This is a genomic window from Streptomyces sp. AB3(2024), assembly GCF_041862025.1.
Taxonomy (GTDB): Bacteria; Actinomycetota; Actinomycetes; order Streptomycetales; family Streptomycetaceae; genus Streptomyces.
Genome location: NZ_JBGWAB010000064.1, coordinates 1 through 15,888, shown reverse-complemented (window position 1 = coordinate 15,888; position 15,888 = coordinate 1). Strand labels below are relative to the sequence as shown.

The 15,888-nt window shown below is 70.2% G+C and carries 14 protein-coding genes; 8 read left to right on the top strand and 6 right to left on the bottom strand.

The window, feature by feature from the left end; all coding sequences use genetic code 11:
• Positions 1 to 12: 12 nt before the first annotated feature.
• The 6 genes from ACEPPI_RS23600 to ACEPPI_RS23575 all read right to left on the bottom strand — a co-directional run bounded on the left by ACEPPI_RS23600 (position 13) and on the right by ACEPPI_RS23575 (position 5,433).
• Positions 13 to 2,028: an AMP-binding protein gene (locus tag ACEPPI_RS23600; protein ID WP_373917249.1), complete on the bottom strand. Its 2,016-nt coding sequence runs from the start codon at positions 2,026 to 2,028 to the stop codon at positions 13 to 15.
• Positions 2,029 to 2,320: 292 nt separating this feature from the next.
• Positions 2,321 to 2,554 (bottom strand): MbtH family protein, encoded by a 234-nt coding sequence (locus tag ACEPPI_RS23595; RefSeq protein WP_373917248.1) that lies wholly within the window; start codon positions 2,552 to 2,554, stop codon positions 2,321 to 2,323.
• A gap of 232 nt (positions 2,555 to 2,786) precedes the next feature.
• A complete protein-coding gene (locus tag ACEPPI_RS23590) occupies positions 2,787 to 3,149 on the bottom strand; it encodes a class I SAM-dependent methyltransferase (RefSeq protein WP_373917247.1) in 363 nt (120 codons plus the stop codon).
• 116 nt (positions 3,150 to 3,265) lie between these two features.
• A complete protein-coding gene (locus ACEPPI_RS23585; protein ID WP_373917256.1) occupies positions 3,266 to 3,688 on the bottom strand; it encodes a hypothetical protein in 423 nt (140 codons plus the stop codon).
• A gap of 114 nt (positions 3,689 to 3,802) precedes the next feature.
• Positions 3,803 to 4,258: an HAD family hydrolase gene (locus tag ACEPPI_RS23580; protein ID WP_373917246.1), complete on the bottom strand. Its 456-nt coding sequence runs from the start codon at positions 4,256 to 4,258 to the stop codon at positions 3,803 to 3,805.
• An 872-nt stretch (positions 4,259 to 5,130) separates the two neighbouring features.
• A complete protein-coding gene (locus ACEPPI_RS23575; protein WP_373917245.1) occupies positions 5,131 to 5,433 on the bottom strand; it encodes a hypothetical protein in 303 nt (100 codons plus the stop codon).
• Positions 5,434 to 5,731: 298 nt separating this feature from the next.
• On the opposite strand from ACEPPI_RS23575, the gene ACEPPI_RS23570 reads away from it, so the two are divergent.
• The 8 genes from ACEPPI_RS23570 to trpD form a co-directional block, all read left to right on the top strand.
• The gene (locus ACEPPI_RS23570; protein WP_373917244.1) at positions 5,732 to 6,448 is read left to right on the top strand and encodes a neocarzinostatin apoprotein domain-containing protein; all 717 of its coding nucleotides are present in this window, start codon (positions 5,732 to 5,734) and stop codon (positions 6,446 to 6,448) included.
• Positions 6,449 to 6,785: 337 nt separating this feature from the next.
• Positions 6,786 to 9,767 carry a BTAD domain-containing putative transcriptional regulator gene (locus ACEPPI_RS23565; protein WP_373917243.1) on the top strand — a complete coding sequence of 994 codons (2,982 nt, stop codon included), beginning with the start codon at positions 6,786 to 6,788 and terminating at the stop codon, positions 9,765 to 9,767.
• 77 nt (positions 9,768 to 9,844) lie between these two features.
• On the top strand, positions 9,845 to 10,879 hold the full coding sequence (sbnB, locus tag ACEPPI_RS23560) for a 2,3-diaminopropionate biosynthesis protein SbnB (protein WP_373917242.1): 1,035 nt from the start codon (positions 9,845 to 9,847) through the stop codon (positions 10,877 to 10,879).
• Positions 10,880 to 10,951: 72 nt separating this feature from the next.
• Positions 10,952 to 12,490, top strand: a complete 1,539-nt coding sequence (locus ACEPPI_RS23555) for an anthranilate synthase component I family protein (protein ID WP_373917241.1) — start codon at positions 10,952 to 10,954, stop codon at positions 12,488 to 12,490.
• The gene (locus ACEPPI_RS23550) at positions 12,487 to 13,083 is read left to right on the top strand and encodes an aminodeoxychorismate/anthranilate synthase component II (RefSeq protein WP_373917240.1); all 597 of its coding nucleotides are present in this window, start codon (positions 12,487 to 12,489) and stop codon (positions 13,081 to 13,083) included. Before ACEPPI_RS23555 ends, ACEPPI_RS23550 begins: the two co-directional genes overlap by 4 nt.
• 23 nt (positions 13,084 to 13,106) lie before the next feature.
• The gene (locus ACEPPI_RS23545; RefSeq protein WP_373917255.1) at positions 13,107 to 14,426 is read left to right on the top strand and encodes a class II 3-deoxy-7-phosphoheptulonate synthase; all 1,320 of its coding nucleotides are present in this window, start codon (positions 13,107 to 13,109) and stop codon (positions 14,424 to 14,426) included.
• A 265-nt stretch (positions 14,427 to 14,691) separates the two neighbouring features.
• Positions 14,692 to 14,898, top strand: coding sequence for a hypothetical protein (locus ACEPPI_RS23540; protein WP_373917239.1), 207 nt, complete (start codon positions 14,692 to 14,694; stop codon positions 14,896 to 14,898).
• Positions 14,899 to 14,934: 36 nt separating this feature from the next.
• Positions 14,935 to 15,888, top strand: a 954-nt coding sequence (gene trpD, locus ACEPPI_RS23535) for an anthranilate phosphoribosyltransferase (protein ID WP_373917238.1), incomplete at its 3' end; no start/stop codon positions are given.

The following is a 15,888-nucleotide window of genomic DNA, read 5'->3' as shown; positions in this document are numbered from 1 at the left end:
CCGTCCCGATCATCACCCGAGATCAACCTGAATTTCTTCGTCCGCATCTCGCTTCGCGGCGCGGCTGCGGATGAGCTCCGCGCATTCCTCGACCGTGTGCATATGGGCGACATCGGACAGCGTCAGCTCATATCCACAGCTGTCCCTCAATTCGGCGAGCACGCGGACCGCCCTGAGGGAATCTCCTCCGAGCTCGAAGAACCGGTCGTGGATCCCCACCTTTTCCACACCGAGGACCCGCCCCCAGGAATCAGCGACGGCTTGCTCCTCCACATTGCGTGGTGCGGAGTACGGCCTGCGGGAACGCGTTTCGCGCGTGTACTCGCCCGCGAGATAGGCGGCCCTCACCGCGGATCGCTGGAGCTTTCCGCTCGATGTACGACGGATTCCCCCACGCGGCACGAAGACGATTTCGTGTACGGCCACCTCGTGGTGTTCACCGATACGTTCACGGATCGTCGCTGCGGTCTCGTGGCGCTCCCCGTCCGACATCCTCGGGGCCGCCTCCACAGCCAGTACGAGCTGCTCCTCGCCACCTTCGTCGACGGAGAAGGCGACACACCGGCCGCTCCGCCCGGAGGACGGGTACGCCTTCTCCGCTGTCATCTCCAGATCATGCGGGTAGTGGTTACGCCCGCGGAGAATAATGAGGTCCTTCAGACGGCCGGTCACGAACAGTTCGCCGGTTCGTACGAAGCCGAAGTCGCCGGTGCGCAGATAGGGCCCTTCCCCGGTGACGGCCATGGTGGCCCGGAACGTCGCCTCGCTGTCATCGCCGCGGTTCCAGTAACCCTGTGCGGCGCTTCCACCGCTGACCCATATCTCACCCACCACGCCGTCCGGGCAACGTTCGCGGGTCTCCGGGTCGACGATCTCGACACGCTGTTCGGGGTCGGCACTGGCACCGCAACCTACGACGGTGCGCACCTTCCCTCCCGTAATCGCGTCGACTGCACGATTCTTTTCGAGCTCCGCCGCGTCCAGTGACACCACTGAGGATCCTCCGGGGTTCGCGGTCACCACGAGGGTGTTCTCGGCGAGGCCGAACGAAGGATAGAAGGCGTCCCGCCGGAATCCGGCGGAGGCGAATGCCCGGGCGAACCTGTCGAGTGTGTCCGCGCGCACCGGCTCTGCCCCTGAGATGGCGACGCGCCAGTTCGAGAGGTCGAGCCCGGCCACTTCTTCCGGTGCCGACATCGCTGCGCGTGCACACATTTCATAGGCGAAGTCGGGGGCGGCACTCACATACGCGCCGTAGTGAGACATGGCCCGCACCCAGCGCAGGGGATCACGGAGAAAGGCGAGCGGCGTGAAGAGTCGAGTACGACCCCCACACAGGAGGGCCATGAGAATTCCACCGATGAGCCCCATGTCGTGGTAGGGCGGAATCCAGAAAACCCCGTTCATGCGCCCTTCGATGCCGTACACGTCACGTCCGGCCCGCAGATTCCGCAAGAGGTTCCGGTGCGAGAGCATCACGCCCTTCGGGCGGCCCGTCGATCCGGACGTGTATTGCAGCACGGCAAGGTCGTCGGGCATGGTGCCCGGCGGGACCCATGAATCCGCGAGATCCGTATCCACGGTGGAGGTCACGATCCACTCCACCCCGGATTGCCCGCCCCATAGGGTTTCTCCCGTGGTAGCCAGCGTCTCGGGGTCGACCAGCACACAGCTCGGCTGGGCGTCTTCCGCAATGGCGCGAATGCGTTCCTGGCTGCGGTTCAGACGCGTCTTCTCCGGTGGATAAGCCGGAACGGCCACCATTCCGGCGAGCATGCTCGCGTAGACACCGACGATGTAATCAATACCCGGCTGGTTGAGTATGAGAATCCGGTCGCCGCGCTGCGCAGTTCCTTGAATGCGAGCAGCAAGAGCCCGGGCGCGCCGGAAGAGCTCCTCGTTCGTCAGCGTCCGTTCGTGAGGTGCATCCCCGCCCGAGAACCGGTCAAGGTAGGCGTACGTGACGCCCGCAGGATCTTCTTCTGAGCGCCGCTGCAGCAAGACATTGAGATCTGTTTCCGCTATCACGGTAGTTTGGGTGGCCCTTCTCGAAGAAAAGCGAAAATGTGTCGCTGCATTCGAAACGACGTATCGGCTGCCCGGAAATAGGGGATTCAGTCAGTTCAGGGAGGCTACTGATGTGAAAATGACAAGTCCCTGTCACATCGCGCACATGCAGCGAAGTATCGACCCGTCCGGAATTCGGGACACGGGCCCTGCGCGCCGCGCGCGTCAAGCTATCGGCCTCCGGCCGCCCTTGCCCGGCATCGCCGCCAAGAGGCGAGATCTGCAAGATCTCGCAGGCCGGCGCCGATGCGACTCAGCCCGCGTCCACGGGGTGCGTCTGTTCGCGAAGGCTGAGCGGGCGCATGTCGGTCCACACCTCGTCGATGTGGTCCAGACAGGCGCGCTTCGGGCCGGAAAAGTCTGTTGCGCGCCAGCCGTTCGGGATGGATCGACCCATGAACCAGATGGAGTGTTGACCTTCATGGTTCGTGACGACCTGATACGTCTTCCCGTCTTCGTCGACGCGATCGCCCTGCACTCTCGTCACTTCGCCCCCGTGAAGTAAACATTCCCTGGCCCGTCGAGAGCGGAACCCTAGCGTCCACTGAGTGCTCATCAAGTCCAGTCCTCTTAGGCTCACATGACCGCCGCGGTGTCGTCAAGATCGACTCTTTGTGACGGATCCGGCACCTCCGCTTGGGGATCCGGAGTGGGGCGCTGCAGCCGGCTTCATCGTTGCGTCGCTTCTGGAATGGACCTGCCTGGCGCGGGAAGAGGCCCTACCGAAGGTGCTGTGGGCAACGGCTGACTTCTCCGCCGCAGGCCCGCCGACGGAACGGCCGGCGCGCGGAACAAGGTACGAGGGAGTCGGGGTGGGTGACGCCGGCGAAGGCGCCGCCGATGTTGAAGACGAACCGGCCACCGGGCCGCAGGATTCGGCGCACTGCGGTGACGACGGCGGCGACGTCGGTCTTCCATGCCGCCGAGTTGACCCACGTCAGCCGGGGATCGGTCAGGACGTGGCAGCCGATGCGCCGCATGGCGGCGGAGCTGTCGAGGGAGATGACAGTGGCGTCGGCTGGTGCCAGGGCGAGGATGGCCTCGGCCGTGGTGCCGGTGCCGCCGCACAGGTCGACGACCACACGGCTGCGGGGGAGAGCGGCGCGCGCGGCGGGGGAATCGGATTGGCTCGTGCCGGAGTCACGGGGGGATTTGGATGGTCCACCTGCGCTTCAGGCTCGTCGGGCTGCTGCTGTGCTCACACCTGTCCGGCGGCATCCCCACGGGGGGCCTGCCTGAGTACGGGGCCGAACAGGGCCGTCCCGCCGATGCGGAGTACGGGGGTTCCGACGTCGAGGCCGACCTCGTCGAAGGCCTCGTCGCAGCGTCGGCCAGGAAGGCGGGCAGGCCCGTCTCGGCGAGCGCCTCGACGATCACGGTCGGGTCCTCGCCTGGCGGGAGCTCGTTGCGGAAGAGGACCTGCAGCGGCAGCAGGTAGCTGCCCACCTCGGGAGTGGGCGGGTCGGCGGCCGAGTCGGAGAGGCGCGCGAGGGTGAACTCGACCGGTTGGTACCGAGGGCCCGGCGGTAGTGGGTTCGCACGCCGGCCTCTTCCAGCAGCTGGAAGTTGAAGACGGCCATCTTGCACGTCGCTTCGCCCTTGCCGGGGATCGGTCCGGCATCCGGCCGCAGTGGAAGACGGTGTGGTTGTCCGTGTACTCGAACACGCCGACCCCCTCCTTCGCGGCCGTGGGGGCTTGGAGGACTTCGAGGTTCTTGGTGGAGTGCAGGAGGCATCACACCGTTTCCTTCGGCCGGGGTACGTCGTCGGTGAGGGCCAGGTGGCCGCCGGCCACCGTGATCACGCGCATGCCGGCGGCCCGGGCGGAGGCGATGCCTTCGAGAGCGTCGTCCACCGCGAGGCAGCTCTGTGGCGGGATGCCCAGTCGGCGGGCTGTCTCCGTGAACAGCGCGGGGTGCGGCTTCCCCTGGCTGACGTCCTCCCGTGTCACCACGGCCGCGAACTCCTCCCGCAGCCTCAGGGCGTCGAGGCCGGGGTCGACGAGGATTCGGCTGGCGTTGGATGCGATGGCGCACGGCAGACCGGCGCGGCGGGCGCTGCGGAGCAGGGCGAGGACGCACGCGATGGGCTCGATGGTGTGCATGGAGGCCGGCAGGTTGGCGCGGCTGCGCCGGATGACCTCGGTGTGGGGCAGTGCCTGCCCGCCGGGGAGGGCGGCCAGGCAGGTCATGGATGGACAGCCCGACGTGCTGCCCGTACCAGTGGGAGTCCAGGGCGATGCCGTAGGGCTGGAGGGCGGCGCGCAGTGCCTGCTCGTTGCCGGGGGCCGTGTCGGCGAGGGTGCCGTCGTAGGTGAAGACGCGGTCATCACGCCGCTGCGCGCGGGCTGCGGCCTGGCCGGCGTCGTCGGTGACGAGGATCGTGAGGTCCGGGAGCGGACGGTAGGAGGAGGCGAGGTTCAGGAGGGCGCCTGCCGCCTCCAGGGCAGTGTCCGGGTCGTCGGGATGCAACTGCAGGGCCTGGCACACGGCCGTGCTGTCGACGCTGCGCCCCTCGATGACGGTACGTCCGGCGGACAGGTCGGGAAGGACGGTGTCCAGGTCGTGGCGCTTGATGGCCATGAGGATCAGGGCCTCGGTCGGGGGCAGTCCGCCGCGCAGGAAGGGGTCCCCGCCTCCGGCGTCGCGCAGGGTCTGGAGGAGGGCTTCGCCGAGCCCGAGGCGCCCGTTCGCCCGCTGGGAGAACTCGTCGAACCGGCTCGGTCGCTGGCCGTGCTCGCCGCGGACGTTCTGGGAAGTGTGCGCGCACTTGACGACGGCATGCCGGTGGCCACCTCGCCCTCGACCTCCGGGGGACTCCGGCCCTGGGCTGGATGGCCGACGTGGCTGAGCCGTGCGTACTCACCCTCCGACAGCCGGCCCACCGTCCGCCGCGCACGACACCGCCCGTGGTCCACATCTGTGAGAACCCCGCGGTCCTTTCGGCTGCACGGGCTCGGTGCAGCTCTCGGCTGCCGCGGGGACTTCGACCGGGGCGGTCTGTGCATCGCCACGACACTGTCGGGGCACGTGCCCTGGCGGCGTGGCGCTACACGGCGCACGACTACCGTGTGGCGGTGGCGGTGGCGGTGGCGGTGGCGGTGGCGGTGGCGGTGGCGGTGGCGGTGGCGGTGCCGGACCCGAACCGCGCCCGTTGGGCGGGAAGCCGGCACGGTCGCCATGGGACCCGGATCTGGCGCCCGCCCTTGCCGAGCATGCGCTGCGCGTGGAGGAGGGAGTACTTCTGGACGAGCTGCTGACGGACCGTCAGGAATCGGGGCGGGCCGCGACAGCTCAGTGTTCCACGGCTGGAACCGTTGTCGGAGGATGCCTGACCCGCGCTCCCGGTCAGCGGCCGGGAGTGCACCCCGACGGCTCGGATCGCGCCACGCGGTGGAGCGGTTCGTCGTCGTGGTCCGGGCCGTGGTGGGGTCGGGTGCCTGCGGGGACGTGCGTGGGGGAGGGGTTTCGGCGGGGGTGCGGGGGGTGTGTCGGAGTCCGGATTCGGGGCCTTGCCGGGGGGTTCGGCGGGCAGGAGGATGCCTGCGGTCGGACTGAGCTAGCAGAGGGGGAAACGCATGAGGTTGTGGGGGTCACTCGCCCGTGCCGCGTTGGTGCTGGCCTTGGCCGGGGTGGGTTTCGGGGGGACCGCGGAGGCGGCACCGGTGGGGCAGGCGGCGCCGCAGTTGCTCGGGAAGCGTACGACGGGGCTGCTCGACGGGGACGTCGTCGGCTTCACGGTCAAGGGCGGACCGCCCAAGGCGTACGTGCTCGTCGAGCTCTGCGCCCCGGACACGGTCGCCGGTGCCTGTGACGAGAGGACCAGCCGGCAGTTCCGAGTCCTTCCGGACGGGACGCTCCCGGAATTCCCGAAGAAGCTCTACACCCGGCTCGCCACCGGCGCCGGCACCTTCGACTGCCGTACCGCGACCGCCGCCCATCCGTGCCGGCTGGCGCTGACCGACATCACCGGAGCCGTGCTCACCACCGTTCCGCTGGCCTTCCGGCCGCACGGGGAACTGGAGGCGGCGCCCACGTTCCGGGTGGATCCGTACCAGGGGCTGGTGGACGGCCAGTCCGTGCGCGCCACCGGGCGGGGCTACGAGCCGCAGTTCCACTCGGTGGTCCTGGAGTGCGTCGCGGGTTCCACCGAGGAGACCGCCTGCCGGACCCGGGGCCGTCCGCCGATCACCACGGACCAGGGCAGGCTCGACGAGACGGTCCTCGTCTCGGCGGTGTTCGACACCAATGACGGCCGGACGATCGACTGCCGCGTCGCGCCCGGATGCGAGCTGCTGGTCTACGGCACCCGGGTCCGGGGTCCGGAATCGCTCCGGCACCCCCTCCGCTTCGCCCCGGCGCCGACCCCGGCCCGCGGCTGACGGCACCCCGCGCACGGCCCGGCCCCCACGAGCGACCACGCGTGGGGGCCGGGCCGTTGTCCGTATCGGGTCAAGCGGAGCTTCCGGTTTCGTCCAGTGTGGCTTGAAGTTATTCCTTGGGTGAGGATGACGGGATGGCTTCGAGGGGTTAATTTCAGCCAATCCCGAGATGATCGATCAGCTTTCGGTCAGGGTGTCTCACCAGTCACTTGGCTTACGTCGGGCACCTTTTCTGTCAGCGGCAGACAGGTAGGCTGCTCCCGCTGGCCGGGCCCGGTCAGTGACGGGGGGAGATCCATTGGGTGAGCGGCTCAGCTTCAGAATTCTTGGTCCACTTATGGCCACCGTGGGGGACCGGCCGATTCTGGTAGGAGGTGCCCGGCAACGTACGATTCTGGCCCTTCTGCTCCTGAGTCCCGGGCGGATTGTGCCAGTTGACACACTTGTCGATGTAGTGTGGAACGGCAGGCCTCCTGCCACGGCGCGGACGCAGGTGGCCATCGTCATCGCCGCCCTGCGCAAGGCCATCAAGGCCGAGGGCGTGACCGAGGAAGTCATCGTCACCGCCCACCCCGGGTACCTGCTGCGTGCGGAGGGGCACGCGCTGGACACGGTCACCTTCACCGGGCTGGTCGCCGAGGCCGAGAGCGCTGTCCGCGACATGCGTCCGGCCGACGCGGCGCGCTGCTACGCCGAGGCCCTCGCTCTGTGGCGCGGACCGGCGCTCGCGGGGGTCACGGGACAGCTCGTCGAGGACGAGGCGGCCCGCTGGGAGGAAGTCCGGATCAACGCCTACGAGGCGATGACCAGCGTCCAGCTGGAGCTCGGCCGGCACCAGCTGCTGCTCCCGGAGCTGGCCGCGACCGTACGGGAACACCCGTTGCGCGAGCGCACCCGCTACCACTTCATCCTCGCCCAGTACAGATCCGGGCGGCGGGCCGAGGCCATGGAGAGCTTCCGGGAGGCGAGACGCCAGTTCATCGACGAACTGGGCATGGATCCGGGCCCCGAGCTCCAGGAACTGCACGACGCGATCCTGCGCGACGACCCGTCCCTGGCGTACGAGGCGCCCGCCGCGGCCGGCGCCGACGCGCCGGGCGACGCCTTAGGAGCACGCAACCGCGTCGTGCCCTCCGAACTGCCCCCCGACGTGCCGGGCTTCGCCGGGCGCAGGGAGGAACTCGCCGCCCTCGACACCCTGGTGGACGGTCAGGGTGAGGACAGTCACGCGCCGACCGTCGGGCTGATCACGGGCGTCGCGGGCGTGGGCAAGACCGGCCTCGCCGTCCGCTGGGCGCACCGGGTTACCGAACAGTACCCGGACGGCCGGCTGTTCGCCGACCTCCGCGGATATGACGAGCACCACGCCCCCACCACCGCCGGGGACATACTGAGCCGTTTCCTGCGCTCCCTCGGGGTGGAGAGCGAGGACGTGCCCAACGGGCTGGAGGACCGGATCGCGCTGTACCGCAGCGTGCTGGCCGAACGCCGGGTGCTGCTCGTGCTCGACAACGTACGCACGTTCGCACAGATCCGGCCCCTGCTGCCGGGAAGCGGCGCCTGCACCGTCCTGGTCACGAGCCGGGAGCAGCTGGAGCAGCTGGTCACCTGGCCCCCGCGGGCCCGGGTCCACCTCGGGGTGCTGCCGGAGGACGAGTCCGTCGAGCTGCTTGGCCGGATCGTCGGGGAGGCCCGGATCCTGGCCGCGCCCGAGGACTCGGCCCGGCTGGTCGAGCTCTGCGACCGGCTGCCCCTGGCGCTGCGCATCGCCGCGGCCCGCCTGGCGTCCAAGCCGCACTGGTCGGTGCGGCACCTGGTCACCCGGCTCAACGACGGGCGGCGCCGACTGGACGAGCTCAGCCAGGGCGAGTCCCAGATCCGGGCGAGCTTCGAGCTGAGCTACCGCTATCTGCACAAGGACGCGGCCCGGCTCTACCGCTACCTCGGGCTGCTCGGCGTACCCGATTTCACGGCGTGGGTCGGGGCCGCGCTGATGGACCAGGACGTCATGGACGCGGAGCGGCTGATAGAGCACCTCGTGGACGCCCAGTTCCTGGAGGTCGTCGGCGTCGACGCCACCGGGCAGCTGCGCTACCGGTTCCAGAACCTGATGCGGCTCTACGCGGAGGAGCTGGCCAGGGACGAGGAGAGCGAGGAGGACCGGCTGGCTGCCTGCGACCGGGTCTTCCGGACCTGTCTGACCATCGCCGAGCAGGCGCACCAGCGCGAGAACGGAGGCGACCACGACATCGTCCACGGCGACGTGCCGCGCCGGGAGATCGACCCCTTCCTGCTGGACGAGCTGCTGGCGACCCCCTTGGAATGGTTCGAGGCGGAGCGCCTGTCCCTTGTCGCAGTGGTGGAGCAGTCGGCCCGCATGGGCATGGACGATCTCGCCTGGGACCTGGTCATGTCCATGGAGGTCCTCTTCGTGTCGCGCAATTACCTGGAGGACTGGCGCACCTGCAGTGACTACGCCCTCACGGCGGCGCGCACCGCGGGCAATCTTCGCGGACAGGCCGCCATGCACGCGCAGCTGGGAGTGGTCGAACGGCGGTTGCGGAACCTGCCTGCGTCCATCGAGCGCCAGGAGACCGCCCTCACGCTCTACCGGCAGGCGGGGGACGCGTACGGCGGGGCCCTCGTGCTGAGCAACCTCGCATTCATCGACCGGATCCGGGGCGAGTGGGAGCAGGGCATGGCGCGGTTGACCGAGGCCCTGCCGGTGTTCCGGGAAGCGGGCGACCACGTGGCCGAGGCGTACGCACTCCACAACATGGCTCAGTTCGCACTCGACCAGGGGCAGCCGGAGACCGCCTTGCGGTTGAGCCAGGAGGCCATACGCGTGTGCAAGGCCAACGCGGGCGACGGGCGCTCTCTGGCACTGGCCACGTACCGGCTGGCTGGTGCCTATCTCGAACTGGGACGACTCGATTCCGCGGAGGAGGCCTTCGGTGAGGTCGTCCGACTGGTCAAGGAGAAGTCGGACCTGCTCGGCCTCGCGCACGCCCTGTTGGGCCTCGCGGAGACCCGCCGTTCGGCAGGAGCCGCCGAGTCGGCCGAACCGTTGTACCTGGAGGCCCTGGACCTGGCGCGGCGTCATCAGAGCACGTTGATCGAAGGGCAGATCAGACTGGGGCTGGGGCAGGTCTATTGCGGGAGCGGCCGTACGGACGAGGGGCGGGCGCACCTGACCGCCGCGCTCGCCATCTTCCAGGGCAGCGGCTCCCCGCCCTGGGAGGAGAAGGCGGCCCGCGCGCTGGAACAGGCGGGTGCCGGGGTGTCGGCAGGGGCACGGGGTGAGTTGAAGAACGCGTAAGCGTGCAATAACCCGGCGATAAAGCGGATCCCTAGCGTCATCGCAGACGAGAAAACTGCCGAGCTGTGGAGTCTGCGATGTCACGTACGACCGGCGCGCCCTCTTTCGCCGTGATCCCCGGCGCCCAGGTGCACGAAGTCCTCGACGGCCGTGCGCCCGAAGTGGTCGGATTGATCGAATCCGCATATCGGGTGCACGGCGAGGGCGGGACGGTGAATCCGCCGTCCTATTTCCTGCGCTTTCCCGACCGGCCGACCTCGCGCATCATCGCGCTCCCGGCGTCCATCGGGGGAGCGGCGCCGGTCGACGGAGTGAAGTGGATTTCCAGCTTCCCCGAGAACGTGGCGGCCGGAATTCCGCGCGCCTCCGCCGTACTGATCCTCAACGACCCGCAGACCGGCTACCCGATCGCCTGCCTGGAATCCTCGATCATCAGCGCGGCGCGCACCGCCGCCTCCGCCGCGCTGGCGGCCGACCGGCTCAGCCCGGCCGGCCGCCGCCCGCGCCGGATCGGCTTCTTCGGCGTCGGCCTGATCGCGCGCTTCATCCACCAGTACCTGGCGGGCACGGGCTGGGAGTTCGACGAGATCGGCGTGCACGACCTGTCCACCGAGCACGCCGAGGGCTTCGCCGACTACCTCACCCGCTCCGGCGAGCAGGGCCCGGTCACCGTCCACGACAGCGCCGAGAAGCTGATCCGCGAGAGCGACCTGGTCGTCTTCGCGACCGTGGCGGGCACCCCCCACGTCACCGACCCGCAGTGGTTCGAGCACAACCCGCTCGTGCTGCACGTCTCCCTGCGCGACCTGTCGCCCGAGGTGATCCTCTCCGGCTTCAACGTCGTCGACGACATCGAGCACTGCCTGAAGGCCGACACCTCCCCCCACCTGGCCGAACAGCTCACCGGCAGCCGTGAGTTCGTCGACGGCACCCTCTATGACGTGCTCTCCGGGAAGCTCTCCGTCCCCGAGGACAAGCCCGTCTTCTTCTCCCCCTTCGGCCTCGGCGTGCTCGACCTCGCGGTCGGCCGGCACGTCTACGACACCCTCCGGGGCCAGGGCGGCCTCGCGGTCGTCGAGGACTTCTTCCACGAGATGCGCCGCTACGGCTGAGGCCTCCCGCTCCCCGCAATCCCCCACGGCCGCCCCCACCACGGCCCCGAGCCACCCGAGGAAAGTGAACCGGTGACCACACTGCTCGACACCACCACTCGGGCGCCGGCCGACCACGGCCGGCGCCCCCTCCCCGTCCGGATCGAGGAGAGCGCCCTCGACCCGCACCCGCCCTTGGAGCTCTACGAGGCGCTGCGCGCCCGGTTCGGGGAGGACGTGTTCCTCCTGGAGTCCCTGGAGAGCCCCGAGTTCGACGGGAACTCGGCCGTCGTCGGCTTCGGCCGGCTCGCCGAGCTGCGGATCCACCCGGGGCGGATCTCCGCCGTCGGGGTGGCCCCCGTCCTGGCCGAGCTGTCCGCGGTCGCCGACCGGCTCGGGCTGGCCGAAGGCCCCGGCGGAGACCGGCTGTTCGAGCGTCCCGGACAGGTCTGGGACGTGCTGCGGTCCGTGCAGGCGTCCTTCGACGTCGACAGCACCCGTCCCGAGTACGCCTTCGGCTTCCTCGCCACCATCGGTTACGGCGCCGCCTGGTACATGGAGGAGCTGCCCGACCGGGGAGGAGTCGCCGACGGCACCCCCGACCTGGTCCTGACCCTGTTCCAGGACACCGTCTGGTACGACCTGGACGCCGGCACCGCCGTCCGGCTGGCGGCCCGGAGCGAGGACTTCGGCCCCGACGGCGGACCCGCCGCGCGCACCGACCTCGCCGGGATCGTCGAGCGGCTGACGGCCGGTATGACCGAGCCCGCCGGCCGGACCCCCGAGGCTCCCGCCCCGTCGGCCGTCCGCGACAGCACGGACGAGGCCGCCTTCCTGGGCAACGTCGAACGCTGCCTGCGCCACATCGGCGTCGGCGACATCTACCAGATCCAGATCGGCCACCGCATCGAGGTCGACAGCGAGCTGACCCCCGCGGACGTCTACCGCCGGCTGCGCGCGCGCAACCCCTCCCCGTACATGTACCTCGTCCCCCGTGACGGCTCCACGCTGATCGGCGCCAGCCCCGAGGTGCTCTTCCGCACCGAGGGCGACCGCATCGTCATGCGCCCCATCGCCGGCACCACCCCGCGCAGCGGGGACCCGGCGGTCGACGGGCCCCGGATCGAGGCCCTGCTCGCCAGCGAGAAGGAGCGGGCCGAGCACGTGATGCTGGTCGACCTGTGCCGCAACGACATCGGCCGCGTCAGCCTGCCCGGCACCCTGGACGCCCGGGACGTCATGACCGTCGAGACCTTCTCGCACGTCTTCCACCTGGTCTCCACGGTCGAGGGCCTGCTCGCCCCGGGGGAGGACACCTGGTCCGCGCTGGCCGCGACCTTCCCCGCCGGGACCGTCACCGGCGCCCCCAAGATCCGCGCCATGGAGATCATCTCCGAACTGGAGAGCGATTCCCGGGGCATGTACGCGGGCGCCGTCGGCCTGGTCGACGTCCGCGGCTGGTCCCGGCTGGCGCTGTGCATCCGTACGGTCACCCACGACGGGTCGACGTACTCCACCCAGAGCTGCGCCGGCATCGTCGCGGACTCCTCGCCCGCCGCCGAGTGGCGCGAGACCCTGCACAAGATGGGGGCCGCCTACTGGGCGCTCACCGGTGAGGAGCTGCTCCCGTGAAGGTCCTGCTCGTCGACGCGTACGACAGTTTCACCCACATCATCGACCAGTACCTGCGCACCCTCGGCGCCACCACCGAGGTCGTGCGCTCCCGCACCGAGAGCCCCGACGAGCTCGCGGCCCGGCTGCCGGACGCCGTGGTCCTGGGTCCCGGCCCGGGACACCCCGCCGAGTCGGGCCACGTCGAGCTGGTGCACCGCTTCGCCGGACGGGTGCCGCTGCTCGGCATCTGCCTCGGCCACCAGGCCATCGGCCTGGCCTACGGGGGCGGGGTGCGCGTGGCCGACCGGCTCAAGCACGGAAAGACCAGCGAGGTCGCCCACGACGGTGCCGGGGTCTTCGCCGGGCTCGACGCCCCCATGACCGCCACGCGCTACCACTCGCTCATCGTCGCCGAACCCCTGCCGCAGGAGCTGATCGCCACCGCGCACGCCGTGGACGACGGCTACGTGATGGGACTGCGCCACCGGACCCTCGCCGTCGAAGGGGTCCAGTTCCACCCCGAGTCGATCACCACGGTCGGCGGCATGCGGCTCCTGGAGAACTTCCTCACCACCGCACGGACCCAGCCCGCCGACGCCCTCACCGGGTGACAAAGGAGCATGTCGTGGAGCACGTGGATTCCTGGCGGGCCCTGCCCGCCGCACAACAGCCCGAATGGCCCGACAGAGCCGCCCTGGACGCCGTACGGGCGCAACTGCGCGACAGCGTTCCGCTCGTCGTCGCGGCCGAGTGCGAACAGCTGAAGGCGCGCCTCGGCGCCGTCGCCCGGGGGGAGGCCTTCCTGCTCCAGGGCGGGGACTGCGCCGAGACCTTCACGGACGTGCGGGAGGACTCCGTACGCCGCAAGGTGCGCACCCTGCTCCAGATGGCGCTCGTCCTCCAGTACGCCGCCTCCGTGCCGGTCGTGAAGATCGGGCGGATGGCGGGCCAGTACGCCAAACCCCGCTCCAAGCCCACCGAGACCCGCGACGGGGTGACCCTGCCCGCCTACCGGGGCGACGCCGTCAACGGCTTCCCCTTCGAACCGGGCGAGCGCGAACCGGACCCCGGCCGGCTCCTGCGGATGCACCAGGCGGCCTCCGGCACGCTGAACCTCGTACGGGCCTTCACCACCGGCGGCTACGCGGACCTGCGCCAGGCGCACGCCTGGAACCAGGACTTCGTGGCCCGCTCGCCCGTCGGCGAGCGGTACTCGGCCCTCGCCACCCAGATCGACCAGGCCCTCAACTTCATGCGGGCCTGCGGGGCCGACGAACGCATCCAGCACGCCGTGGAGTTCTTCGTCAGCCACGAGGGACTGCTGCTGGAGTACGAGGAACCGCTGGTCCGCGAGGACCCGACGACCGGGCGGCGCTACTCGGGCAGCGGCCACATGCTGTGGATCGGGGAACGCACCCGGGACCTGGACGGGGCCCACGTGGAGTTCTTCTCGCAGATCGCCAACCCGATCGCGGTCAAGCTCGGCCCGACCACCGACTCCGACACGGTGCTGCGGCTGATCGACCGGCTCGATCCCGAACGGGAGCCCGGCCGGCTCACGTTCATCGTCCGCATGGGCGCCGGGCAGGTCCGCGAGCGGCTGCCCGTGCTGGTGGAGAAGACGGCTGCGGAGGGGGCGCCGGTGGCATGGGTCAGCGATCCCATGCACGGCAACACCTTCGAGGCCCCGTCGGGTCTCAAGACCCGCCGCTTCGACGACATCGTCGACGAGGTGAAGGGCTTCTTCGAGGTCCACCGCGAGCTCGGGACGCATCCCGGGGGCGTGCACCTGGAGTTCACCGGGGGCGACGTCACCGAATGCGTGGGCGGCGGTGAGGAAGTGAGCCTGGACGGGCTGAGCGAACGCTATGAATCCACTTGTGACCCGCGGCTCAACCGCACCCAGTCACTGGATCTGGCCTTCCTGGTGGCCGAGATGTACCGGGAACGCTGAGCTCCGTTTGCAGCTCGTTATCGCGGACCGCCCCGCAAAACCTCCCCAGCGGTCCTCAAGCGGCTCCCGAGAGGACGTCAAGGGGGGTTCCCGATGTCGGTTATCGGCCCGGAACCCCCCTCTGACCAGCAGGTATATCGTCCTTATCGAAACGGAGCGGCCGCTGAGGACGCGGCGATATCAGCTCGAAGCCGCTCGTTCCTAGTGTTCTTCTCACCGGAACAAAGCGAAGCTCAAGCAGAAATCGACGGGGGAGAGAACAGAAATGCAGATCACGTGGCGCACCCAGGTCAAGCGCATCACCATCGCGATCATCGCGGCCGTCGCGATAGCGGGTGGGGTACAGATCGCGAACGAGGGCCCGGCGGGGGCCTCCAGCAGCATCACTGCCGACGCCACCACCCCGGAGGCCCCGGCCGCGGCGCCGACCCCCACCCCGAGCTCCACTCGCGACACCACCGACTGGGGCTGAGCCGCCACACCCCACGACCCTCCGAGGGAGAACCAAGTGACCACCGTCAGACCAGAACCGGCGGAACGGCAGCGCAACTGGCCCGCCCTGCTGGAGACCCTCCTCGCCGGCCGGGACCTGGCTCAGGCCGACACCGGCTGGGCCATGCACCAGGTCATGCGCGGCGAGGCCACCGACGCCCAGCTCGCCGGCTTCCTGGTCGCCCTGCGCGGCAAGGGGGAGACGGTCGGTGAACTGGAGGGCCTGGTACGCGCCCTGCTCGACCACGCGGTGACCCTCGACGTACCGGGCGCCACGGTCGACGTGGTCGGCACGGGCGGCGACGGCGCCCGCACGGTCAACATCTCCACCATGTCGGCGATCGTCGCCGCCGGCGCGGGAGCCCGGGTCGTCAAGCACGGCAACCGGGCTTCGAGTTCGGCCTCCGGCTCGGCGGACGTACTGGAGGCGCTCGGGGTCACCCTGCGTCTGCCGCCGGCCCGGGTCGCGGCACTGGTGGAGGAGGCGGGGATCACCTTCTGCTTCGCCCCCGACTTCCACCCCTCCATGCGGCACGCCTCGCCGGTGCGCAGGCAGCTGGGGATCCCGACCGTCTTCAACGCGCTCGGGCCGCTGACCAACCCGGCCCGGCCGACCGCCCAGGCGGTCGGGGTGGCCGACGCGCGGCTGCTCCCGCTCATCGCGGGGGTACTGGCCCGCAGGGGCACGAGCGCCCTGGTGTTCCGCGGGGACGACGGGCTCGACGAGCTCAGCGTCAGCAGCACATCGACGGTGCTGAGCGTCGAGGGGGGAAGGGTCCGGGAGGAATCCTTCGACCCCCGCGACCTCGGCATCGCGTTCGCCCCGGCCGACGCCCTGCGCGGCGCCGACGCCGCGCACAACGCGGGGGTGGCCCGGCGGCTGTTCGCCGGCGGGGAGCGGGGCCCGGTCCGCGACGCGGTGCTGCTCTCGGCCGGGGCCGCGCTGGCCGCCGCCGAGCCGGCGCGCGGG

Coding starts and splice junctions, on each gene's coding strand:
- ACEPPI_RS23580 (WP_373917246.1), bottom strand. CDS start 4,258: ATGACCTGCCTGGCCGCCCTCCCCGGCGGGCAGGCACTGCCCCACACC.
- sbnB (WP_373917242.1), top strand. CDS start 9,845: ATGTCACGTACGACCGGCGCGCCCTCTTTCGCCGTGATCCCCGGCGCC.
- ACEPPI_RS23540 (WP_373917239.1), top strand. CDS start 14,692: ATGCAGATCACGTGGCGCACCCAGGTCAAGCGCATCACCATCGCGATC.
- ACEPPI_RS23585 (WP_373917256.1), bottom strand. CDS start 3,688: ATGCCGGACCGATCCCCGGCAAGGGCGAAGCGACGTGCAAGATGGCCG.
- ACEPPI_RS23565 (WP_373917243.1), top strand. CDS start 6,786: ATGGCCACCGTGGGGGACCGGCCGATTCTGGTAGGAGGTGCCCGGCAA.